A 21,686-nucleotide genomic window follows, 5' to 3' on the forward strand; every position below is an offset into this window, starting at 1 on the left:
CTCACCAAGTGAAATGCAAAGGGCGCTGACTGTAAAGTCAGCGCCCGTTCTTATCTCTCGGCCCCCGTGTGCGCGGCACTCCGCCCTTCACGGGGTTGGGGAAGCAGTGCAGTCCGCGGTTACTTGCTCGGGATGAGCACGGTATCGATCACGTGAATCACGCCATTGTCGGTCATGATGTCAGCCTTGATGACCGTGGCATTATCGACGGTCACGCCGCCCGCGTTCTTGGTGATGGTAAGCGTGCGGTCGGGATTGGCCTTCAGCGTGCGGACATGGAAGGGGCCCGCCAGCATCTGCTTGGACTCGAGTTCGCGCGGCAGCACGTGGTAGGTGAGGATGGCGACCAGCTTGTCCTTGTTCTCAGGCTTCAGCAGCGACTCGACTGTGCCGGCCGGCAGCTTGGCGAAGGCCTCGTCAGTCGGAGCGAAGACGGTGATGTTATTGGTGGTGGCCAGCGCATCGGCAAGGCCAGCGGCCTGTGCGGCAGCAATCAGGGTCTTGAAGCTCCCAGCCTGTTGGGCGGTTTCAACAACGTTAGCAGCCGAGGCCGCGGCCGATCCAAGGCAAACAGCCACCGAGGCCGCAAGAATGGTCTTGAGCATGGACATCTCCAGTGATGACGAAAGAAAGACGGACGTGTCGATCGCTCGGCGGGCTGCGCCAATGATTACACTGGAAATGTAAACGAAGCGTCCGAGGCAGCGGATTGTCCAAATTGCCGCTTGGCCGCTCACATATTCGTGAGAATGACGTGAAACAAAATCACCGGGCGAATGCCCGGTGATCTCGATCTGCGATTGAAGACCCGCTCAATTCCCGAGGATGGCGCTCTCAAGAATGTCGAGACCTTCCTTCAGCACCATTTCGGAGGCCGTCAGCGGCGTCAGCATGCGCACTGTGTCGGCATAGACGCCACAGGTGAGGATCAGCAGGCCGCGCTCCAGGCACTTGGCGGCGAGCGCCTTGGCTGCACCCGCATCCGGGTCGTTGCCGCCATGCTGGGTGACGAGCTCAAAGGCGCACATGGCGCCGAGCCCGCGCACGTCGCCGATCGGCATGCCCTTGCCCTTGGCCTTGATCGAGGTCATGCGCTCCATGATGAGCTTGCCCTGCTTCTCCGCCTTCTCGAGCAGGCCTTCCTGCTCGAAGGCGTCGAACACGCCAAGTGCCGCGGCGCAGGCCACGGGGTTGCCGGCATAGGTGCCGCCGATGCCGCCGGGGTCCGGCGCGTCCATGATCTTGGCGCGGCCGACCACGGCGGCGAGCGGGAAGCCGCCCGCCAGCGATTTGGCCGAGGTGATGAGATCGGGCTCCACGCCATAATGCTCCATGGCGAAGAACCTGCCGGTGCGGCCGAAGCCGGACTGGATTTCGTCGGCGATGAGCAGGATGCCGTGGTCGTCGCACAGCTTCCTGAGCTTCGCCATCAGTTCCTTCGGCGCGATGTAGAAGCCGCCTTCGCCCTGCACGGGCTCGATGATGATGGCGGCGACGCGCTGCGGCTCCACGTCCGCCTTGAACAGCCACTCGATGGCATGCATCGTGTCATCGATCGTGACACCCTTGTGGGCAACGGGGAAGGGCACGTGCCACACGCCCGGCGCCATGGGGCCGAACTTCGCCTTGTAGGGAACGACCTTGCCGGTGAGCGTCATGCCGAGCAGCGTGCGGCCATGGAAGCCGCCGTTGAAGGCGATGATGTCAGAACGGCCGGTATAGGCGCGGGCGAACTTCACCGCGTTCTCGACCGCCTCGGCGCCGGTGGTGACGAGGGCCGACTTCTTCTCGCCGGAGATGGGCGCGACGGCGTTCAGCTTCTCGCAGACCTCGATGAAGGGCGCATAGGGCATGACCATGGCGCAGGTGTGGGTGAAGGCCTCGAGCTGCTCATAGACGCGCTTCATCACCAGCGGGTGGCGGTGGCCGGTGTTAACCACCGCGATGCCGCCGCCGAAGTCGATGTAGCGGTTGCCCTCGACGTCCCAGATCTCGGAGTTCTCGGCCTTCGCCGCGATGACCGGGGCGCCGGCGCTGATGCCACGCGAGACGGCCTTGGCGCGGCGCTCCACCCACTGCCTGTTCATGCCTGGGGCTGCGACCGGTGCGTTCATGATGCTCTCCTTGGGGATGCGTCTGTGTTAATGGCTGGGCGGCTTTTACGCCCGTTGACGGGGGGCGGGCAAACGGATTTCACTCTCTCGCATCAAGGGGTACTTGCATGACTGACCTGATCCGTTTGACCGCCGTCAAGGTGGTCCAGGAACTGAAAACGGGCGACATCACCCCGCTCGACTGTCTGGACGCGCTGGAAGCCCGCATTGCGGCAGTCGATGGTGCGGTCAACGCTCTGCCGACGCGGTGTTTCGACCGGGCGCGCAGCCATGCCCGGAAGCTGATGGAAAAGCCCTCCTCGGCGCGCGGGCCGCTGGCGGGGCTCCCTGTGCCGATCAAGGATCTGGCGGATGTCGCCGGCGTCCGCTCCACCCAGGGCTCGCCCATTTACAAGGACCGCATTGCCGAGACCTCAGATCTGCTGGTCACCCATCTCGAGGGCAATGGCGGGGTCATCTACGCCATGTCCAATACCCCGGAATTCGGCGCCGGGGCGCATACCTTCAACGAGGTTTTCGGCGTCACCCGCAATCCGTGGAACACGGCACTCTCGGCATCAGGCTCCTCCGGTGGTGCTGCCGTGGCGCTGGCCACCGGCATGGCCTGGGTGGCGCATGGCTCTGATCTTGGCGGTTCGCTGCGCAATCCGGCGAGCTTCTGCGGTGTCGTGGGTATGCGGCCCTCGCCCGGCCGTGTGGCGGCCACCGTCTTCTCCAAGATCGACTCGACGCTGGGCGTCGAAGGTCCCATGGCCCGCAACGTCCAGGATCTAGCACTCTTCTTCGACGCGATGGTGGGAGAGGAACCGGCGGATCCGCTGTCGCTTCCCTCCGATGGCACGAGCTTCCTCAAGGCCGCCCGCTCGGGCTGGAAACCCAAGCGCGTCGCCGTCTCCCGCGACCTTGGCCTCCCGCCAGTGGACAAGCGCGTCGCTGACCTCGTTCTGGCCGCGGCGCGCAAGCTGGAGAAGGAGGGCGTCATCGTAGAGGAGGCCCATCCGGACCTGCGCGAGACGCGCGAATGTGCCCAGACCCTGCGCGCTCTGTCCTATGCCAACATGCGCCCGCTGCTGGACAAGCATCGCGATCTCCTGAAGGCGGAAGTGGTCTGGAACATCGAGAAGGGCCTCGCCCTCACGGGCGCGGAGATCGCGCGCGCCGAGGCGCAGCGCGGCGAGCTGTTCCGCCGCATGCGGGCCTTCTTCGAGACGTATGACCTGCTGCTCTGCCCGACCACCATCGTGCCGCCCTTCCCGGTGGCGCAGCGCTATGTCGCCGAATGCGACGGCGTGAAGCTCGAGACCTATGTCGACTGGCTGATGATCGTCCATGCCGTCACGCTCACCGCCAGCCCCGCCATCTCGATCCCCTGCGGCTTCACGGCGGATCATCTGCCGGTCGGTCTGCAGATCGTGGCGCCCGGGCGGGGCGAGGCGAAGCTGCTGGCCGGCGCGCGCTTCATCGAGCAGGTGCTGGACCTCGGCGTCATCACGCCGATCGACCCCAGAACTTGACCTCACCGCAGCGGGAGGTCATCTGGCGGTGGTGGCGTCTTCCCGTTACAGTCGGGCCAGGGAGAACATGCCATGCTCGGCCTGATGCAGGATTTTCCGCTGCTCGTTCACCGCGTGCTCGACCACGCGGCGCGCTGGCATGGCAAAAGGCCCATCCTCTCGCGCTCGGTCGAAGGCCCGCTGCACCGCACGGATTATGCCACGGTGAACCGCCGCGCCCGCGCGCTGGCCTCTGCCTGCGAAAGGCAACTCGGCCTTTCGATGGGCTCCGTCATTGCCACCATGGCGTGGAACACGTGGCGCCATCTTGAGATCTGGTATGGCGTCATGGGCATGGGCGGCATCGTCCACACGCTCAACCCGCGCCTCTTCCCCGGCCAGCTCGGCTACATCGTCAACCACGCCGAAGACCAGTGGATTTTCACCGACCTCACCTTCGTGCCGCTGCTCGAGAAGCTGCAGGAGCAATGCCCGAAGGTGAAGGGCTTCATCATCCTCACCGATGAGGCCCACATGCCTGAGACCGCGCTGCGCAATGTCGTCTGTTATGAGACGCTGATCGCGCAGGGCGATGAGACCTATGCGTGGCCGCAGTTCGACGAAAACACCGCTTGCGGCCTGTGCTACACCAGCGGCACCACGGGCCACCCGAAGGGCGTGCTTTATTCCCATCGCTCCAACGTGCTGCATGGGCTGATGTGCGCGCTGGGCGACGCCATGGCAATCAAGAGCGCCGACGCCGCCATGCCGGTGGTGCCGATGTTTCATGCCAATGCGTGGTCGCTGGCCTTCTCCGCCCCCATCGGCGGCGCCGCACTCGTCATGCCGGGTCCGAAGCTCGACGGCGCCTCGATCTACGAGATGCTCACTGAAGGCCGCGTCACCTTCACCGCCGCCGTGCCCACCGTGTGGCTGATGCTGCTGCAATATCTGGAGCAGAACCCGGAGCTGCGCTTGCCGCATCTCGACCGCGTCGTTATCGGCGGCTCCGCCTGCCCCGAATCGATCATGAAGGCGTTCGTCGAAACCCATGGCACGGATGTCATCCACGCCTGGGGCATGACGGAGATGAGCCCCATCGGTTCGCTCGCCGTTGCCACGGGCGAGACGAAGATGCTTCCGGCCGGCGAATGGTGGACGGTGAAGCTGAAGCAGGGCCGGCCCCCTTTCATGGTGGACATGAAAATCACCGATGACGAAGGCAATTCCCTGCCGCATGACGGCCAGACCTTCGGCCGCCTCAAGGTGAAGGGCCCCGCCATCGCGAAGAGCTATTTCAAGGGCGAGGGCGCTGCTGCCTTCGACGCAGAGGGCTGGTTCGAGACGGGTGACGTGGCCACCATCGATCAATATGGATTCATGCGGATCACCGACCGCGCCAAGGATGTGATCAAGTCGGGCGGCGAGTGGATTTCCTCGATCGAGCTCGAGAACATAGCGCTTGGTTGCCCCGGCGTGCTCGAAGCCGCCGCCATCGGCCTGCCGCACCCGCTCTGGGACGAGCGTCCGCTGCTCGTGGTCGTGCGCCGGAACGACGCCAGTGTCACGCGCGAAGAGGTGCTGCAGCACCTAGAGGGCAAGGTGGCGAAATGGTGGATGCCGGACGACGTCGCCTTCGTCGACGAGATTCCGCACACCGCGACAGGAAAAATTTCCAAGTTGGAACTCCGCGCCCGCTTCAAGGGCTTCGTGTTCCCCGGCGTATAGAGCGAAGATTGTCATTGCGTTGCGCGCATCTTCTCCCGCTTCAGCGGGAGAAGACCCCGTTGCGTAAGCAACGGGAGATGAGGGGAAGTCAATGCCCCGCTCACCGCCGACTTCCCCTCACCGGCCTCAACTTCGTTGAGGCGTCCTCTCCCGCTGAAGCGGGAGAGGGAGTCTGGGTTAGACGCTTTCGTAAACACCCTCCACCTTGCGCAGCTTGCCTTGCTGGACGAGGTGATCGAGATGCGCCGTGGTGGAGAGTGCCGCCGCGCCATGCAGCTTCGGGTCCACGCCGGCATAGATCGATGCCACGATCTCGCTCACACTGCGCGCGCCTTGTTCGATGCGTGCGCGGATTGCCTCCTCGCGCATGCGGCGGTGGGCGAGGTAGCCCCTCACCAGCGGCAGCGGGTCGCGCTTCGAGGGGCCGTGGCCGGGGTGATAGACCTGGTCATCGCGGTCGAGGAGCTTGCGCAGCGAGGCGAAATACTGCCCCATGTCACCATCCGGCGGTGCGATCACGCTGGTCGCCCAGGCCATCACGTGGTCGCCCGCGAAGAGCGCCTGTTCCTCCTTCAGCGCGAAGCACATGTGGTTCGACATGTGGCCGGGCGTGAACAGCGCCTCCAACGTCCAGCCGGGGCCATTCACCTCATCGCCCTCGGCCAGCCGCATGTCCGGCACGAAATCATGGTCGATCGAGGCATCGAGCCGGAGGCCGGAGGCGAGTGGCGCGTCCACCGCGCCATAAGCCAGCATCACGGCACCCGTGGCGTGTTTCAGCCGCCTGGCCAGCGGCGAATGATCGGCGTGGGAATGGGTGACGAGGATGTGGGTCACGGTCTCGCCTTTCACCGCGTCGAGCAGGGCGGCGAACTGTGCATCGTCATCCGGCCCGGGGTCGATCACCGCCACCTGGCCATTGCCCACGATGAAGCTGTTGGTGCCCTTGAAAGTGTAGGGGCTCGGGTTGTCCGCCAGCACCCGCCGCACAAGGGGCGACAGGCGCTGGGCCTGGCCCGGCGTCGCGTCGAAGGTGCGGTCGAACGTCAAGCCCGTCATGCAGTCAGTTGCGGCGCGCTGAGGCCAACTCTATAAGGGGTTCCGATATTTCCTCGAACAGGGTAGGGGTGAACCACCATGAATGCCAGCCTTCTTTCCGACCGCCTGTGGCCGCAGACCGGCCTCGCGCGCAATGCCGTGCTCGCTGTTGTGGGCTCGCTCATCGTTGCCGCCGCGGCGCAGGTCAATGTGCCCATGATCCCGGTGCCCATGACGCTGCAAAGCCTCGCCGTGCTGATGATCGGCGCGGCTTATGGCTCCCGCCTGGGTGCGGCAACGCTCGCTCTCTATGCGCTGGAAGGCGCCATCGGCCTTCCGGTCTTCGCCCAGTTCAAGTCGGGCGTCATGCTGGCGAGCTTCGGCTATGTGCTGGGCTTCATCGCCGCGGCCTATGTGGTGGGCTACCTCGCCGAGCGCGGCTGGGACCGGTCGATCCCGAAGATGTTCGCCGCCATGCTGCTGGGTGCTGCCGTCCTCTATGTGCCGGGCCTCATCTGGCTCTCGGCCTGGATCGGCGTCGAAAAGGCCATCCAGTTCGGCCTCATGCCCTTCTTGCTGGGCGATCTCGTCAAGGCCGCCGTGGCGGCGCTGGGCTTCCCCACCGCCTGGGCGCTGCTCGGCCGCCGCTGAGGCATTTCTGAAAAGACAACGGCGCGGAACCCGCCGGTTCCGCGCCTTATTCATTGGTCGGAGTGAGAGGATTCGAACCTCCGACCCCCTGCTCCCGAAGCAGGTGCGCTACCAGACTGCGCTACACTCCGTTTAAGGCTCGGAGCGGCTTATAGACATGCTTTTCGGGCTAGGCAAGCACTGTTCGGCTGGCTATACGGGCCCATCTGCTGGGGCGTCGCCAAGCGGTAAGGCAGCGGATTTTGATTCCGCCATTCGGAGGTTCGATCCCTCCCGCCCCAGCCAATCCGTGTGCTTACGCCAGGCGGATACGCAGTCCGCTGAGGTCGATCGAGGCCATGAAACCGACCTGCTTGCCCGACACCTCAAGCTCCACGCCGCGCGAATTACGCAGCCGGGCGACGGCGCCGCCGCCTGCTGCCGCAAGCCCCGCGCCCACCGCCGAATAGGTGCCGGCGATGTCGCTCGCGCGGCGCAGATGGCGCACCTTGCCCACGAAATCGGCCGACGCGATGCCGATGGTGGCGCCAAGGCTGACGCCGCCGATGCTGAGGGGATATTTCTTGCCATTGAAGCTGAGTGTGCCCGTGCCGCCGCCCAGGCCGACGATCAGGCCTGCCCGGGTGATGCGGAAGGAGATGCGCCCGGAATTGCCGGCCGCCGCTGAAGCCTCCGCCACGCCCGCCGCGAGCGGCAAGAGCAGCATGGCGCCAAGTCCGCCCATCAGCTGGCGGCGCGTGGTGGTGGACTCGTTGTCGTCAGGATGCAGTATCTTGGTCATGGGATATCCTTGAGCCTAGGTTAATGGCGACGAAACATTGCCCCAAGTTCCGCACTTGGGCAATGGGCCCCGGCCGGCCGGCGCCAGAGCGGCGGGCCAGAGGCCCAGCGCCAACCGGCGATGCGCGCTGCGCCAGATGGCGAGCGCCGCAAGGAGAAGACCGAAGAGAATGATGTGTCCATGCCGCCCCCGCGAGTGCCCCCGGAAACGCCTGCCCCGATTGCGTTCGTTGCGGCGGCTGCCTATTCCGCCGCCTCGATAACCGTGCCGCGCTTCTGGCCGGCGAGCGGAATGCCGAAGGCCCTGGAACTTGCGAGCGTGATGGCGCGCAGGTCCTCAGGCTCGATGTTGCGCACATCCGTCTTGCCGGTGCAGCGCGCCATGATGGAAGCTTCCGCCGACATGGAGTTGATGATCGAGGCCGCGCCATCGGCACGCTCGGCGTCCGTCCGGTCGCCGAAGAAGGCGATGCCGCTTGGGCTCATCTCGCCGCCCAGCGCCATGCCGAGCGTGAGGCCGATGGCGCCGGCCTTGGCGCCGAGACCGATGAGCTTGGCCACGTCGGTGCCGGAGCGCACGCCGCCGAAATAGACGAAGTCGATGTCTTCCTCGCGGTTCATGCGGCGCACGATGCGCATGGCATCGCGCAGCACACCGAAGTCGGGATAACCTTTAAGCTCCGGCCATTCGCCGGCAATGCCGGAGGAGCCGTCGAGCACGATCATCTCCAGGTCATGATCGAGCGCGAAGGGAATGGCCTTCTCGAGGTCGTGCGAATTGGCCACGAGGCCGGTGATCATGCCCGGCTGCTTGGCGATCTTGAATGGCTTGAAGCCCTTGAGGCAAACATAGACCTGGCCCACGGCACCCGGGTTCGGCGTGTCGCCCGGTTCCAGCAGCTGCAGCCACGGCGCCTTGGAATGCGGCAGCGGCTCGCGCGTCAGGTAGGCGGAACCGACGGTCGTCAGCGCCTGGCCGAGGCCGTTCTTGGCTTCGGCGGGAAGCGCATCGATCCCGGCCGCAATCACCGGGATCTCGAGCTTCACCTTGCCCGCAATATCGGTCGCCGTGTTGCAGGCATCGCGATAGGGGTCGATGACGAGACGCGACAGGTTCGCCGGCAGCAGCACCAAGTCGTCGAAGGACGCATGGTGGTTCTCGGGGAAGGGGTTGGCCTTGGGGCTAAGCCGCTTCTCAAGGATCGCGGCCTGCGTGCGGATGTCGGTTACCGGCGTGCGGGCCATCACGAAGATGTCCTCGCGCGTCTTCACCGAGTAATCCGACGAGCCGGTCTCGGCATCGCAGCGATAGCAGCGCGCGGCTTCTTCCTTGGCGGTGACGTCGTTATAGGTCGTTTCGATCTCCGGGAAGGACGAAGGGTTCTCGCCCAGGCCGTTGAATTTCTGTTCGCGGCGCGGGAAGATTTCCCAGTTGATGTCTTGTGCGGCCGGAACGCGGCGCGTGCGATAGGGGGTGCGATAGGGCAGCGGCTCGGCGATGCCATCGAGGAACGACTTCACATAATGCGCGGCACGGTGGCCGTGCATCATCGCCATGACGATGGTGGAGCCGCCGAAGGCGCCGTCGCCTGCGGCGAAGACCTTCGGGTCCTCGGTGCGCATGGAGTTCCAGTCGGTCTTGACGCGGTCACCCGCCATCAGGCCCTTGGCGTCCAGCTCGGCGCTCTCGGCCTTCTGGCCCACGGCCATGATCACCATGCCGCAGTCGATGTCGCGCTCGGAGCCCGGAACCGTTTCGGGCTTCCTGCGGCCATCGGGGCCGGGCTGGCCCATGCGGGTCTCCACACAGCGCAGCGCGATCGCGCCTTCCTTGTCGATCACTTCCACGGGCTGCGTGTTGTAGATCACCTCGATGTTCTCAAGAATGGCCTGGTGCAGCTCTTCCTTGCGGGCCGGGATTTCCTTCGGGCCACGGCGATAGACGACCTTCACGTCCTTCACACCCGGCATGCGCAGCGCCGCGCGGCAGGCGTCCATGGCCACGTCGCCGCCGCCCACCACGATCACCTTCTCAGGCAGCGCCGGGCGCTCGCCCGCATTGATGCGGCGAAGGAAGCCCACGCCGTCGATGACTTGTCCGTGGGTCTCGCCCGGGATGCCCATCGGCTTGCCCCACCACGAGCCGATGGTGAGCAGCACCGCGGCATGGCGCTGCTTCAGCTCGTCCAGCGTCACGTCCTTGCCGAGCGTCACGCCGCAATGCATGTGAATGCCCGGGCAATGCTTGAACAGGCGCTTCATGTCCTCGGCGATGATGCCGGGCGGCAGGCGGAAGCCGGGAATGCCCCACACCATCATGCCGCCGGGCTTGTCCATCATCTCGTAGACATGGACTTCGAAGCCCGCTTCGGCGAGGTCCTGCGCGGCGGTGAGGCCGGCGGGGCCCGCGCCGACGATGCCGACCGTCTCCTTGCGCGTCACGTGCACGGGCGGCAGATGATGGTCGTTGCCCAGCTTGTCCATCACATAGCGCTTGAGGTTGCGGATGGCGATCGGGCCATCCGAATCGGCGCGCCGGCAGGCGGGCTCGCAGGGCGCATCGCAGACGCGGCCGCAGATCGACGAGAAGGGGTTCGTCGCGGTGATGGCCTCGAAGGCCTCCGCATATTTCTCTTCCCAGATGAAGCCGATGTAGGACGGCGCATCGGTGCCCACGGGGCAGGCCACCTGGCAGGGGGCCGGAACGAAGTGCGGGTCTTGCACATCATCGCGTGCCGGCGCCTTGGGCGGGCGCACACGGTTGATGTCGTACACGGTGATGACGTTCGTGCTCATCGTCTTGGTCCTAGTGTGGATGCCGGATCAGGAGGCCCTGCGGAGGTCCTGGTCACGCTCGCGATATTCGGGGTGATAGGGAAGCCTTGTGATGGCGGCCGCCTCGGGGGTGAGCGCCACGAGGTCGTCGCGGCTCACCTGGTGCGGGTCGCTGTAGCCCAGCGCGTGGGTGATGGCGGCAATCTGCCAGCGCACGCTTTCGAGGTAGTGGTGGATGTTCTGGGCTTCCACGGGGATGTTGTAGCGCTTCTCGTGCTCGGGGTCCTGCGTGGCGATGCCGGTGACGCAGGTGCCGGCATGGCACTGGAGGCACGCGATGCAGCCGCCGGCGATGATCGCCGAGGTGCCCACCGCCACGGCATGGGCGCCAAGCGCCAGCGCCTTGATGGTGTCGATGCCGTCCTTGATGCCGCCCATCAGCACGATGGGCATGTCGAGACCGCCCACCTCGGTCAGCGCATCGCGCGCTTCCTGGATGGCGGAGAGCGTCGGGATGCCGACGAATTCGAGAACCTCGTTGCCGGCAGCGCCGGTCGAGCCCTGCATGCCGTCAAGTTCCACGAAGTCGAAGCCGTCCTTCCACGCGATCTTGATGTCGTCACGCACGCGGCCAGCACCCAGCTTCACCGAGACAGGCACGCGATAGCCGGTGGCCTCGCGGAATTCCTCGACCTTGATGACCAGGTCGTCGGCGCCCAGCACATCCGGGTGGCGCGAGGGGGAGCGCAGGTCGATGCCCGCCGGAATGCCGCGGATGCGGGCGATTTCCGGCGTCACTTTCTTGGCCATCAGCTGGCCGCCGAGGCCCGGCTTCGCGCCCTGGCTGATGTAGATCTCGAGGCCGTTGGCCTTCTGCATGTCGTGAATGTTCCAGCCGAGGCGGCCCGCGAGGCACTGGTAGATCAGCTGGTGGGCCTCTTCGCGCTGCTCCTTCGACATGCCGCCTTCACCCGTGTTCTCCGAAATGCCGGAAAGCCGCGAGGCGATGGCGAGTGCGAGCTTGGCGGATTTCGACAGCGCGCCATAGGACATAGGCGCAATCATCACCGGCATGGAGAGCTTCAAGGGGTTGGCGCCCGAACGACCACCCACCTCGGTCTTCATGTGCACCTTGGAGAGCACGTCCGGATCGGTCATGGCGCCGATCCTGATGTCCTTCTTGAAGGCGATGTCGGAGATGTGCGGCATCGGGCGCGCGGCGCCATAGCCGCGGATCCGGTAACGGCCGATCTGCGACTTGATGTGGATGTCTTCCTGGACCTTGGCGTTCCAGTAGGAATTGTCCGCAAAACTCTCGAAGAAGGGTATGGCACGGCGGCGCGGCTCGGTCTTGGGGTAGCGCAGCTTCTTGCCGGCGTTCACAATCTTCTGGAACGTGCCGGTGAAAGGGATCTTGTACTTGTCGAGGAAGGCGAGGATCTCGTCGCGCTCCTTGGCGGGTAAATCGATGAGCATCGCGTCGGTGCCCATCTCGCCGATCTTGCCTGCGACATAGATGTCGCCGCCGGTCATGTCCTGGCCGACCTTTTCGCCCGAATTGCCGAGGATGATCAGGCGGCCGCCATACATCATGTAGCCGGCCATGAAGCTGGCGTTGCCGCATGCCAAGAGCGTGCCGGCCTTCATCACCTGGCCCGCACGCGAGCCGATATTGCCCTTGACCACGATCTCGGCGCCGCGGATCGCAACGCCCGGAATGGCGGAAGCATTGCCGTTCACGACGATCGAGCCGTTGAGCATGTTGTCACCGACACCCCAGCCCACATTATTGTCGACGAGGAAGCGCGGGCCATCCGTCAGGCCACCGCAGAAATAGCCGGCGGAACCGCGGATATGCACGTTGATCGGGTGAGTCAGCCCGACGCCGATATGGTGCCGCGCGTCGGGGTTCAGCACCTCGACGTCTATGCCGTCTGCGCCATATTTGCGTAAGCGCTCGTTGGCTTCGCGGACGGGCGTTACGCTGAGATCGATCGTTGCCATGTGTCGTAGGTTCCGGGAGCGGGTTCAGATGTGTTGAGGGCGCGGCCGGGGAAGAGGCGGTTCAGCGACACTTCCTCCGAGGCGATGGCGATGATCTTGTCGTCCTCGTACTTGACCATCGGCTTCGCCGCGAGCTTGTCCTTGGCATAGCCGATCTCGTCCTTGGTCGAGACAAGGAAGGAGAAGGTGCCGTCGAGGTCGTCGATCGAGGTCTTGAGTGCGTCCTTCAGCGTGAAGCCGTGCTTCAACTTGTCGGCGAGGTAGACGGCGATCAGTTCCGAGTCATTGTCGGTGTTGAAGAAGTAGCCCTGCTTCTCCAGCCTCCGGCGCATCTTGTAATAGTTGGTGATCTGGCCGTTGTGGACGATCGAGATATCGGAGAAGCCGGTGGCCCAGAAGGGGTGGGTGGCTTCGGGGGCGACGTCGGATTCGGTCGCGAGGCGCACGTGGCCGATGCCATGGGTGCCCTTGAAGCCGTCGATCTTGTAGACATTGTCGACGTCGAAGGCGCCGCCCAGGTCCTTGATGATGTCGAGGCTCTCCCCGATGGAGGAGAGCTTGGCCGCATGCTCCATCTCGAAGGCGAACTTCTGCAGGTCGCCGTCGAACTTGACCAGCACCGCGAAGGACGAGCCCTTGTGCTCCTCCTCCACGATCTTGGCCTGGAACTCGGTCAGCTTCTGCTTGACGCGCTCGATCGCCGCCCGGGCCTCGTCGCCGTCGCCCACGATGAAGCGCAGGCGGAGGTGGCCCGGCACCGGGTCACGGTAGAGCGAAAAGCCGGTCGAATCCGGTCCGCGGTGCTGGCAGGCATCCAGCATGTCGATCAGCGCCTTGCCGACCCGGGCATCGGCAGCAGCGCTGCCCTTGTAGAGAATTCCAGCGATTCCGCACATGAAGAATTCCTCCGTCCTCAATGAAGAACACAGTTGAACATGCACCCTAGGGCAACTGGCTGCGACTCCGCAATACCGGAGGCAACTTTTTTTCCCTGGATGAAAGAGTTTTTCCGGTCGCTTATCCGGCAATGGCGCCCCGGCGCTATTTCGCCGGGAACAGGACGGTCATTCCGGCGCGGATACCCCAGCCTGTGGGACCTGCATCGTCGGGTGAAACAGCCCAGTAGCGCGATGCCCTTCCAGGGCCTTGTCGTCATCCGCCAGCACCGGCGATGCTGCAAACACTCCAATAAACACCGCCGGAAAAATCCCGCCGCCGAGTGTCATGGTCTGTGCCTCCTGCCCAGTCCTGGGTGCGTCTCAACCGAACTTCTTCTCGCCGTTCACCCAGGTCTCGCTCACCTTGATGGACTTGATCTTGTCCGTCGCGGTGGTGAGCGGGTTGGCCTCGAGGATGGTGAAGTCGGCCAGCTTGCCCACCTCCAGCGAACCCACCCGGTCCGCCATGCCCAGTTGCCGTGCCGCGTCGATGGTTACCGCTTCGAGTGCGCGCTGAACGCTGATCGCCTGGTCCGCGCCGATCACCGTGTTGTCGAACTCGCAGGTCCGCGTCACGGCCGTCTGAATCAGCCGCAGCGGTCCGATGGGCGAGCAGGGCGAGTCGGTGTGCAGCGTGAAGCGGATGTCCTCCTTCACGCAGGCCCCCGCCGGGTCCATGAAGGAGGCGCGCTCGGGCCCGAAGATCTGGTCGCGGTAGGCCGCGCCATAGAGGCCCACGTGGTTCATTAGGAAGCTGGGCTCCACATTCAGTTTCTTCATGCGGGTCAGCTGGTCGGGCCGCGCCATGGTTGCATGTTCGATGCGGTTGATGCCGAATTCCGTCGAATCCCCATAGGCCGCCTCGATGGCGTCGAGCGAGATGTCGATGGTCTCGTCGCCATTGCAGTGGATCAGCACCGGCAGCCCCGCCGCCTTCACCGCCGCCACCATCTCCTTCATCTGCTCTGGCGTGAAGTTGGGCTTCCCCTTGTCCTTGCTGTCGAGATAGGGCTGTGTCTGCGCACCCGTCATGGTCTGGTTGGACCCGTCACCGACGATCTTGACGCCATAAAGGTTGAACAGCGAGTTCGGCACTTCCACTGCCTTCGCGCCCATCCCGAGCGGCTTGTAGGGGGCATAGCCCTTCATGTCCTCATACATCAGGCTGGCGCTGGTGCGCACCGGCGCATTGAGCGAGACCTTGGCAAAGGCCTCGATCCATTCGCTCTTGATGGTGCCGGGCTCGTGGACCAGCGTATTGCCCGCCGCAGCCACCTGCTGCATATATTGCCTCACCGCCTTGGAGGCGAGCTGCGGCGTGATTTTGGGGAAGGCCTTCACCGCCACCTTCAGCATGGCGCTTTCTTCATAGATCAGGCCGTTCAGCTTGCCGTCGGGGCCGCGGCCGAAATGGCCGCCACCCGGCAGCGGTCCGATGTCGTCGGGAATAGCCGCCGCCTGCAGCGCCATGCTGTTCACCGCGGCGTCGTGTCCATTGGTGTACCACACGAACACCGGGTGCGTGGTGGTGACGCTGTCCAGCTCCTCGCGTGACAGGTCGCCGCCCTGCAGCAGGTTGTCGAAGTTCGATGCGGTGATCCACTGTCCCGCAGGCGTCTGCGCCGCCATCTGGCGCAGGTTGCTGATGAGGCCGGCCCGCGTTTTGTTTTTCTCGTAACCCACATCGGTGAGCAGTTCGAAATAGATCGAGGCGAGCAGCGTATGGTGGTGCGGGTCGATCAGCCCAGGCAGCAGGGTGCGCCCGGCAAGGTCCACCACCTGGGTGTCCTTGTCCGCCATGGCCATCACCTCGCCGAGGTTGCCGATGCGGGCGATCCTGTTGCCACTCACGGCAATCGCCTCGGGTGCGGCGGGCCCCACCACCGGAACGATGGCGCCACCCTTGAAGATCGCTGTGATCCTGGCGCTCGCCGCATCATCTGCGCGGGCCGGGGCAGCCCCCGCCAGCGGCAGGGCGGAGCCGATCACGGCAGCGGTCGACAGCGCCATGAAGCCCCGGCGTGAGGACGCCGGCGTGGCCACGCTCGCGAAGCCGGTGGGCTGCTCATAGAGCACGTTGTTCAACAACATCGGATTGACGCAACCAAGACACATGGTGACACCTCATGAAAGGGCGGACTTCGACACTCGAAAGAACGTTATTGTCCACAGCACGGTCCGGTCAAACGCTTCGCAGCATCCAAACCGCCTGGATGAAGCATCTGTACTGCTCCCAATCGGAACATCTTACAATGTAGCGTCAATCGGCAATGCGTGTGCCGCTCAATTCATCGGCGCGCCGCCCTCGGACTTGCGCTTGGCAATGAAGCGGTCGATCTCTTCCAGCACACCGGGATCGGTCGGCGGCTGTTCATAGCCGCGCAGCATTTGTTTCCAGATCGTGTTGGCCCGCGTCCGCGCATCCACTGATCCGCGTTCCAGCCAGTTGGGGTGGTTGTCCCAGTTGGAGAGGAGCGGCGAATAGAAGGCCGTCTGGTAGCGCTCCATGGTGTGCTGCGTGCCGAAGAAATGGCCGCCCGGTCCCACGTCGCGGATCGCCTCCAGCGCCAGGCTCTCGCTGTCGACGACGACGGGGTCGCAATAGGCCGCCATCATCTGCAGGAGCTCCGCATCGAGGATCAGCTTCTCGAAGCTCGCCGTCAGCCCGCCATGCATCCAGCCCGCCGCATGCTCGATCAGGTGCGCGCCGCCCATGACGGAGCCCCATAGCGACATCTGGCTCTCATAGGCCGCCTGCGCATCGACCTCGTTCGCGGCGTTCACATTGGAGGAGCGGAAGGGAACGCCGATGTGCCGGGCGAGCTGCCCCGAGGCCTGCGCCGCCTTGGCATATTCGGGCGTGCCGAAGGCGGGGGCGCCGGAGCGCATGTCGACGTTCGACGTGAAGCCGCCATACATCACCGGCACGCCGGGGCGCACGATCTGGGTCAGCACGATTCCCAGCATGGCCTCGGCATGCTGCTGGACAAGCGCACCTGCCAGCGTCACCGGGCTCATCGCGCCGGCGAGCGTGAAGGGCGTGATCACGTTCACCTGGCCATGTTCCGCCATGGCGATCAGTCCTTCGCCCATGGGAATGTCGAGTTGCAGCGGCGAATTGGTGTTGATGATGCCGAGCAGTGCGGGCGTCTCCGTTAACTCCTCCATGGTGAGGCCCAGCGACAGGGCGCCGAGCACGAGGCCATCCGTGGTGCGGGCCCGGCCCAGCGTCTGCGTCTGCCAGCTCTTGTCGAGCATGGTGATCTGCGCGCGGTAGAGATCGAGGTGGCGCGTATTGGCCGGCAGGTCCATCGGCTCGAAGGGCCCGCCCCCTTCCTGGTGGATGATGTCGAGCGACTGGATCAATTTCAAGTAGTCGCACATCTCGGCATAAGTGCCGTCCCGCCGCCCGCGGTCATTGTCCATCACATAGGCCGGGCCGCCGACCGAGGCGAAGACCATGTCGCCGCCGCCGATCAGCAGCGAACGCGCCGGGTTGCGCGCTGCCAGCGTGAAGCTCTTGGGCACAGTGCGGAGCCGTTCCATCACCAGCCCCGGGTCAAGCTTCACGGTGTCGCCCTCGATCGCCGCACCCGCCTGGCGGAAGCGGTCGCGTGCGCTATCCTCCAGCACGCGCATGCCGATGTCGCGCAGCACCTTGAGCGCGGTCTCGTGAAGCGAGGCCACATTGTCGGCGCTCAGCACCTCGATGGGCTCGTAGGGCCTGGTCACACGGCCGAAGGGCCGCTGCTGCAACTCGCCGCTCACCCGCGTGGCGCGCGCCGGGCGGCGGCGCTGGCGCGCGTCTCCTGTGTCGATGTTCATGTGAAGTCCTTCACGGGCGGGCGTTCACGGCGCGGCACGGCGCCGGCCGCTTCGCCGAATTCACGGGCGAAGCGGTGGGCGGAATAGACGGCATCGGCAATCGAGGAGGGTTGCAGGCAATCGCCCACGCGGTGGACCGCGAAGGGCTGCGGCGTGGCAGAGAGCTGGTGAAGCAGCCGGTCATCCGGCAACCGCCCGGTCGCGAGGATCAGCGTGTCGCAGGCGATCTCGCTCTCCTTGCCGGACGCCGTGCAGGCGAGGCGCAGATGGCCTGCACCCTGTCCCAGCAGCAGGCGTCCCGTCTGCATGGTGAGCCCGATCTCGTGCAGGCGGGCTTGCAGGAAGCCCAACTCGTCGGTCATCGCCGTCCAGCTGGAGACGGAAGGATTGGGCGTCACGATGCTCACGCGTTGCCCGGCGCGCGCCAGCTTTTCGGCCAGAGCACCGCCCATGAAATAGTGCTCGTCGTCATAGATGACGATGTCGCCCGCAAGTGCTGCCCCGGCGAAGACGTCGTCCGGCGTCAGCGCCCTGGGCAGGTCGAGGCGCTCCATGCCATTGACGCCCACGCCGTCGCGCCGCCACGTGGCGCCCGTCGCCAGCACCACGTGCTCGGCGCCAAAGCCCGCGATGTCCTCCGCCGTCATCTCGCTGCTGGGGAAGACCTGGACATTGTTGAGCTTCGAAATCATGTGCTGGCGCCAGTCGCGCACGCGGATCCAGGTCGACAGGCCCGGCAGCGCCGACTCGTTCAGGATGCGCCCGCCCAGCTTCGCATTGCGGTCGGCCAGCGTCACGTCGAGGCCGCGCCGCCCGAGGCTCAGCGCCGCTTCGAGGCCAGAGGGCCCGGCGCCGACGATCAGCACCTTCTCGCGCTTGCGGTAGCTCGCGATCTTCTCGGGGTGCCAGCCGCGCCGCCATTCCTCGGCGATGGTCGGGTTCTGCGTGCAGCGCAGGTGCACGCCCTCATTGTTCGCCGCGCGGCAGATGTTGCAGCCGATGCATTCGCGGATCTCGTCCTCGCGCCCCTCGCGGATCTTGGTGGGCATGAAGGGATCGGCGATCGAGGGCCTGGCCGCGCCGATGAAATCCTGGATGCCGCGCCGGATCTGGCTCACCATCACGCCGGGCGAGGTGAAGCGCCCGACCGAGACGACGGGCTTGGTGGTAAGGGTCTTCACGAAAGCCACCTGCGGCTCCTGGTAGCCTTCCGGGCTGAAGCGCGCCGATTTCGAGTCATTGCCCAGCGAGCCAGCCACGTTCACGTCCCACAGGTCCGGCAGTTCCGCCAGCATCGCCACAATGTCGCGGCCCTCGCCCTCGGAGGTGATGCCGGCGGGCCCATGGAGTTCATCGACCGCGAGGCGCACCGCGACGGCGCATTTTTCGCCGACGGCGTCCTTGGTGTCCTCGATCATCTCGCGCAGCAGGCGCACCCGGTTGGCGAGCGGGCCGCCATATTCGTCCGTACGCTGATTATGTCTGGGCGACAGGAACTGGAAGGGCAGGTAGTCGTGGCCGGCATAGACATAGACGATGTCGAAGCCCGCGCGCTTGGCCCGGATCGCCGCATCGCGCTGCCAGCCGCGAAAGGCGCTTATGTCGGCAAGGTCCATGCCGCGCGCCGTTGTGGGCAGGTGATACATGGCGGGAATCGCCGAGGGCGCGATTCCGGCCAAGCGTGTCATGCGGTTCGCGGCATGCGAGCCGCCATGCCAGAGCTCGATCCCCGCGAGGCTGCCATGGGCGTGGATGGCATCAGCCGTCCGGGCCAGCGCCTCCACGTCGTCGTCGTCCCACAGGGTGAGGAAGCCATAGGGCGAGTCGTCGGAGGTCGGGTGGATCGAGCAGTATTCGGTGCACACCACGCCCCAGCCGCCCTCGGCCTTGATGCCGCGCAGCGCCGCCCCGGCTTTGGGCCGCTGCCAGCCGAGGCCCGCGGCATGCGGCGTTTGGTAGAAGCGGTTCGGCGCCGTCACCGGGCCGATCTTCACCGGCTCGAAAAGAATGTCGTAGCGGCTATCACGCGCCATGGGGCCTCGCTATTGAACGGTTGTATAGTAAAACGACATCTCCAGCAGGGTCAAGATGCCGGGGCGCGGGGGCGCCCGCGCCACGGGGACAGCCGCCGCCGGTTCCGCGCCGTGGCTGCCCATTCCGATACCTGATTTTGGAGAATGGGCTTTTTAGCACATGGAGCGCGCGCTGTCAAGGACTTTTTTCCCTGCAGAGGATTTCCATTGCGAAATGCCCTGTTGACCCGCCCGGGGAAGCTTTTATACATACGTATAATAATAAAGGCCGGCATGGTGGTGGAGCGCAGCGAGTTTCCGTTTGCCGTGGAGGTGGTGGAGAACCTCTTCGTTCCCCTGCCGGACGGCACGAGGCTTGCCGCCCGCGGCTGGTTCCCGGTGGGCGCGGGGCCGGTTCCCGCCGTCCTCGAATATCTCCCCTATCGCAAGCGTGACGGCACCAGGCCCCGCGACCAGGGTCTCCACCACTATCTCGCCGGCCACGGCTATGCCTGTCTCCGCCTCGACATCCGCGGCACGGGTGACAGCGAGGGCCTGATCGACGACGAATACACCGTGCAGGAACAGCTCGACGGCTGCGATGCCATCGCCTGGATCGCCCGGCAGGTCTGGTGCGACGGGCAGGTGGCCATGATCGGCATCTCCTGGGGCGGCTTCAATGGCCTCCAGATCGCGGCCCGCCAGCCGCCGGCGCTCAGGACCATCATCACCGTGGGTTCGACGGATGACCGGTATGCCACCGACATCCACTGGGTCGGCGGCTGCCTGTCGAAGGACAATTTCGACTGGTCCTCCACCATGTTCGCCCACAACGACCTGCCGCCTGACCCGGCGATCGTCGGCGAGGCCTGGCGCGGCATGTGGCAGAAGCGCATGGCCCACAATGAGCCGTGGATCCTCACCTGGCTCAGCCACCAGCGCCGCGATGAATACTGGAAGCAGGGCTCGGTCTGCGAGGACTTCTCGAAGATCCAGGTTCCGGTCTATGCCGTCTCTGGCTGGGCCGACAATTATTCCGAGTCCGTGCCGCGACTGCTCGCGGGGCTCAGCGTGCCGCGCCTCGGCCTCATCGGCCCCTGGGCCCATTCCTACCCGCATGACGTGGCGGTGGAGCCCGCCATCGGCTGGCTGCAGGAGGTGCTGCGCTGGCTCGACCACTGGCTGAAGCACCGTGACACCGGCATAATGCAGGAGCCCATGCTGCGCGCCTGGATGCAGGAGAGCGTGCCGCCCCAGACCTGCTACGACGCGCGCCCCGGCCGCTGGGTCGGCGAGCGGCAATGGCCCAGCCCGCGTATCCGCGACGAGAAGCTGTTCCTCAATACCGACGGCAGCCTCTCCGCAAAATCCTCCGTAAGCGGATCAAAACAAGTCTGCTCGCCCCTCTGGGTTGGTATCGCGGCGGGCGAAGTCGGCCGCTATGGCGGCGATGCCGAATGGCCGCCGGACCAGCGCGAGGATGACGGCGGCTCGCTGGTCTTCGTGTCGGAGCCGCTCGCCGGGCGCCTTGAAATCCTCGGCGCCCCCACCGTCTCGCTCAGCTTTGCCAGCGACAAGCCGCAGGCCCTGGTCTGCGCCCGCCTCAATGACGTGGCGCCCGATGGCCAGTCGACGCGCGTCACCTACGGCCTTCTGAACCTCACCCACCGCAACAGCCACGAATTCCCGGAGCCGCTGGCGCCCGGCCAGCGCGCAAAGGCGGTGGTCGAGATGGACGACATCGCCCATTCCTTCCCGGCCGGTCACCGTATCGCCGTTGCGCTCTCCACCACCTACTGGCCCGTGGCCTGGCCCTCGCCAGAGCTTGCGACACTCACCATCCACTGCGGCGAGAGCGCGTTGAGCCTGCCGGTCCGCCCGCCGGGCCCGGACGACGAGACATTGCGGGCCTTCGACCCGCCCGAGATGGCCCCGCTCCCGCCGGTGACGCGCGATCCCGTCGAGCAGACCCACCCGCGCCGCGTGGTGCGCGATCTCCTCTCGGCCAAGATGACCGTCGACTTCCCGCGCTGGACTTATGCGAAGCACATGCACGATATCAACCAGACCCAGCGCTCCGTGGCCTTCGCGCGCTACGAGATCATCGACGGTGACCCGCTGTCGGCGAGCCTTCTCACCGAATATGATGTGGAGATGGTCCGGCCTGATGCCACCATCACCCACCGTAGCCGGGGCAAGCTCACCTGCGACGCGACGCACTTTATCATCGAGATCGACCTGACCATCGGCGAGAATGGCCAAACGGTTTTCGAACGGCACTGGCATGAGAACATCGCACGCGACATGGTCTGAACCGGACCGAAGTCC

At 65.3% G+C, this 21,686-nt stretch carries 15 protein-coding genes and 2 tRNA genes; 5 read left to right on the forward strand and 12 right to left on the reverse strand.

The features are described 5' to 3' along the window. Positions 1-119 precede the first annotated feature (119 nt). A complete protein-coding gene (locus tag IOC82_RS07265; protein ID WP_290545517.1) occupies positions 120-605 on the reverse strand; it encodes a fasciclin domain-containing protein in 486 nt (161 codons plus the stop codon). A 207-nt stretch (positions 606-812) separates the two neighbouring features. Next, positions 813-2,114 carry a 4-aminobutyrate--2-oxoglutarate transaminase gene (gabT, locus tag IOC82_RS07270; protein WP_290545518.1) on the reverse strand — a complete coding sequence of 434 codons (1,302 nt, stop codon included), beginning with the start codon at positions 2,112-2,114 and terminating at the stop codon, positions 813-815. A gap of 107 nt (positions 2,115-2,221) precedes the next feature. Between gabT and IOC82_RS07275 the strand changes: the two genes are divergently transcribed. Further along, positions 2,222-3,628, forward strand: coding sequence for an amidase (locus IOC82_RS07275; RefSeq protein WP_290545519.1), 1,407 nt, complete (start codon positions 2,222-2,224; stop codon positions 3,626-3,628). A 72-nt stretch (positions 3,629-3,700) separates the two neighbouring features. After that, positions 3,701-5,335 (forward strand): long-chain-fatty-acid--CoA ligase, encoded by a 1,635-nt coding sequence (locus IOC82_RS07280; RefSeq protein WP_290545520.1) that lies wholly within the window; start codon positions 3,701-3,703, stop codon positions 5,333-5,335. Between the two features lie 177 nt (positions 5,336-5,512). Here the strand turns inward: IOC82_RS07280 and IOC82_RS07285 are convergent, their stop codons facing one another. Then, positions 5,513-6,394: an MBL fold metallo-hydrolase gene (locus IOC82_RS07285; RefSeq protein WP_290545521.1), complete on the reverse strand. Its 882-nt coding sequence runs from the start codon at positions 6,392-6,394 to the stop codon at positions 5,513-5,515. Between the two features lie 78 nt (positions 6,395-6,472). Here IOC82_RS07285 and IOC82_RS07290 point away from each other — a divergent pair, with 78 nt between their 5' ends. Then, on the forward strand, positions 6,473-7,024 hold the full coding sequence (locus IOC82_RS07290) for a biotin transporter BioY (protein WP_290545522.1): 552 nt from the start codon (positions 6,473-6,475) through the stop codon (positions 7,022-7,024). 54 nt (positions 7,025-7,078) lie between these two features. On the opposite strand, the gene IOC82_RS07295 is transcribed toward IOC82_RS07290, so the two are convergent. Beyond that, a tRNA-Pro gene (locus IOC82_RS07295) sits at positions 7,079-7,155 on the reverse strand. A 79-nt stretch (positions 7,156-7,234) separates the two neighbouring features. Here IOC82_RS07295 and IOC82_RS07300 point away from each other — a divergent pair. Further along, positions 7,235-7,309, forward strand: a tRNA-Gln gene (locus IOC82_RS07300). A gap of 10 nt (positions 7,310-7,319) precedes the next feature. Here IOC82_RS07300 and IOC82_RS07305 read toward each other — a convergent pair. The 8 genes from IOC82_RS07305 to IOC82_RS07340 form a co-directional block, all read right to left on the reverse strand. Beyond that, entirely contained in the window at positions 7,320-7,805 is a 486-nt protein-coding gene (locus IOC82_RS07305; protein WP_290545523.1) for a hypothetical protein, read from the reverse strand. 242 nt (positions 7,806-8,047) lie between these two features. Continuing rightward, complete coding sequence (locus IOC82_RS07310; RefSeq protein ID WP_290545524.1) at positions 8,048-10,600, reverse strand: FAD-dependent oxidoreductase; 2,553 nt, start codon at positions 10,598-10,600, stop codon at positions 8,048-8,050. 27 nt (positions 10,601-10,627) lie between these two features. Next, a complete protein-coding gene (locus IOC82_RS07315) occupies positions 10,628-12,583 on the reverse strand; it encodes a glutamate synthase-related protein (RefSeq protein WP_290545525.1) in 1,956 nt (651 codons plus the stop codon). Further along, positions 12,559-13,479, reverse strand: a complete 921-nt coding sequence (locus IOC82_RS07320) for a class II glutamine amidotransferase (RefSeq protein WP_290545526.1) — start codon at positions 13,477-13,479, stop codon at positions 12,559-12,561. Before IOC82_RS07320 ends, IOC82_RS07315 begins: the two co-directional genes overlap by 25 nt. A 168-nt stretch (positions 13,480-13,647) precedes the next feature. Next, positions 13,648-13,809: a hypothetical protein gene (locus IOC82_RS07325; protein ID WP_290545527.1), complete on the reverse strand. Its 162-nt coding sequence runs from the start codon at positions 13,807-13,809 to the stop codon at positions 13,648-13,650. 33 nt (positions 13,810-13,842) lie between these two features. After that, positions 13,843-15,612 carry an amidohydrolase gene (locus tag IOC82_RS07330; protein ID WP_290545528.1) on the reverse strand — a complete coding sequence of 590 codons (1,770 nt, stop codon included), beginning with the start codon at positions 15,610-15,612 and terminating at the stop codon, positions 13,843-13,845. A 192-nt stretch (positions 15,613-15,804) separates the two neighbouring features. After that, entirely contained in the window at positions 15,805-17,346 is a 1,542-nt protein-coding gene (locus tag IOC82_RS07335) for a trimethylamine methyltransferase family protein (RefSeq protein ID WP_290545529.1), read from the reverse strand. Next, entirely contained in the window at positions 17,343-19,379 is a 2,037-nt protein-coding gene (locus IOC82_RS07340) for an FAD-dependent oxidoreductase (protein WP_290545530.1), read from the reverse strand. The genes IOC82_RS07335 and IOC82_RS07340 overlap by 4 nt, the downstream gene beginning before the upstream one ends. 273 nt (positions 19,380-19,652) lie before the next feature. Here IOC82_RS07340 and IOC82_RS07345 point away from each other — a divergent pair, with 273 nt between their 5' ends. Further along, a complete protein-coding gene (locus IOC82_RS07345; protein WP_290545531.1) occupies positions 19,653-21,671 on the forward strand; it encodes a CocE/NonD family hydrolase in 2,019 nt (672 codons plus the stop codon). Positions 21,672-21,686 lie beyond the last annotated feature (15 nt).

Origin of the sequence: Aestuariivirga sp. (assembly GCF_020252395.1) — a bacterium.
Lineage (GTDB): Bacteria > Pseudomonadota > Alphaproteobacteria > Rhizobiales > Aestuariivirgaceae > Aestuariivirga.

Excerpts from the sequence above, each read along its gene's own strand:
- IOC82_RS07340 (WP_290545530.1), bottom strand. The coding sequence starts at position 19,379 with ATGGCGCGTGATAGCCGCTACGACATTCTTTTCGAGCCGGTGAAGATC.
- IOC82_RS07335 (WP_290545529.1), bottom strand. The coding sequence starts at position 17,346 with ATGAACATCGACACAGGAGACGCGCGCCAGCGCCGCCGCCCGGCGCGC.
- IOC82_RS07305 (WP_290545523.1), bottom strand. The coding sequence starts at position 7,805 with ATGACCAAGATACTGCATCCTGACGACAACGAGTCCACCACCACGCGC.
- IOC82_RS07345 (WP_290545531.1), top strand. The coding sequence starts at position 19,653 with ATGGTGGTGGAGCGCAGCGAGTTTCCGTTTGCCGTGGAGGTGGTGGAG.
- IOC82_RS07290 (WP_290545522.1), top strand. The coding sequence starts at position 6,473 with ATGAATGCCAGCCTTCTTTCCGACCGCCTGTGGCCGCAGACCGGCCTC.
- gabT (WP_290545518.1), bottom strand. The coding sequence starts at position 2,114 with ATGAACGCACCGGTCGCAGCCCCAGGCATGAACAGGCAGTGGGTGGAG.
- IOC82_RS07325 (WP_290545527.1), bottom strand. The coding sequence starts at position 13,809 with ATGACACTCGGCGGCGGGATTTTTCCGGCGGTGTTTATTGGAGTGTTT.
- IOC82_RS07315 (WP_290545525.1), bottom strand. The coding sequence starts at position 12,583 with ATGGCAACGATCGATCTCAGCGTAACGCCCGTCCGCGAAGCCAACGAG.
- IOC82_RS07320 (WP_290545526.1), bottom strand. The coding sequence starts at position 13,479 with ATGTGCGGAATCGCTGGAATTCTCTACAAGGGCAGCGCTGCTGCCGAT.
- IOC82_RS07310 (WP_290545524.1), bottom strand. The coding sequence starts at position 10,600 with ATGAGCACGAACGTCATCACCGTGTACGACATCAACCGTGTGCGCCCG.
- IOC82_RS07330 (WP_290545528.1), bottom strand. The coding sequence starts at position 15,612 with ATGTTGTTGAACAACGTGCTCTATGAGCAGCCCACCGGCTTCGCGAGC.
- IOC82_RS07280 (WP_290545520.1), top strand. The coding sequence starts at position 3,701 with ATGCTCGGCCTGATGCAGGATTTTCCGCTGCTCGTTCACCGCGTGCTC.
- IOC82_RS07275 (WP_290545519.1), top strand. The coding sequence starts at position 2,222 with ATGACTGACCTGATCCGTTTGACCGCCGTCAAGGTGGTCCAGGAACTG.
- IOC82_RS07265 (WP_290545517.1), bottom strand. The coding sequence starts at position 605 with ATGCTCAAGACCATTCTTGCGGCCTCGGTGGCTGTTTGCCTTGGATCG.
- IOC82_RS07285 (WP_290545521.1), bottom strand. The coding sequence starts at position 6,394 with ATGACGGGCTTGACGTTCGACCGCACCTTCGACGCGACGCCGGGCCAG.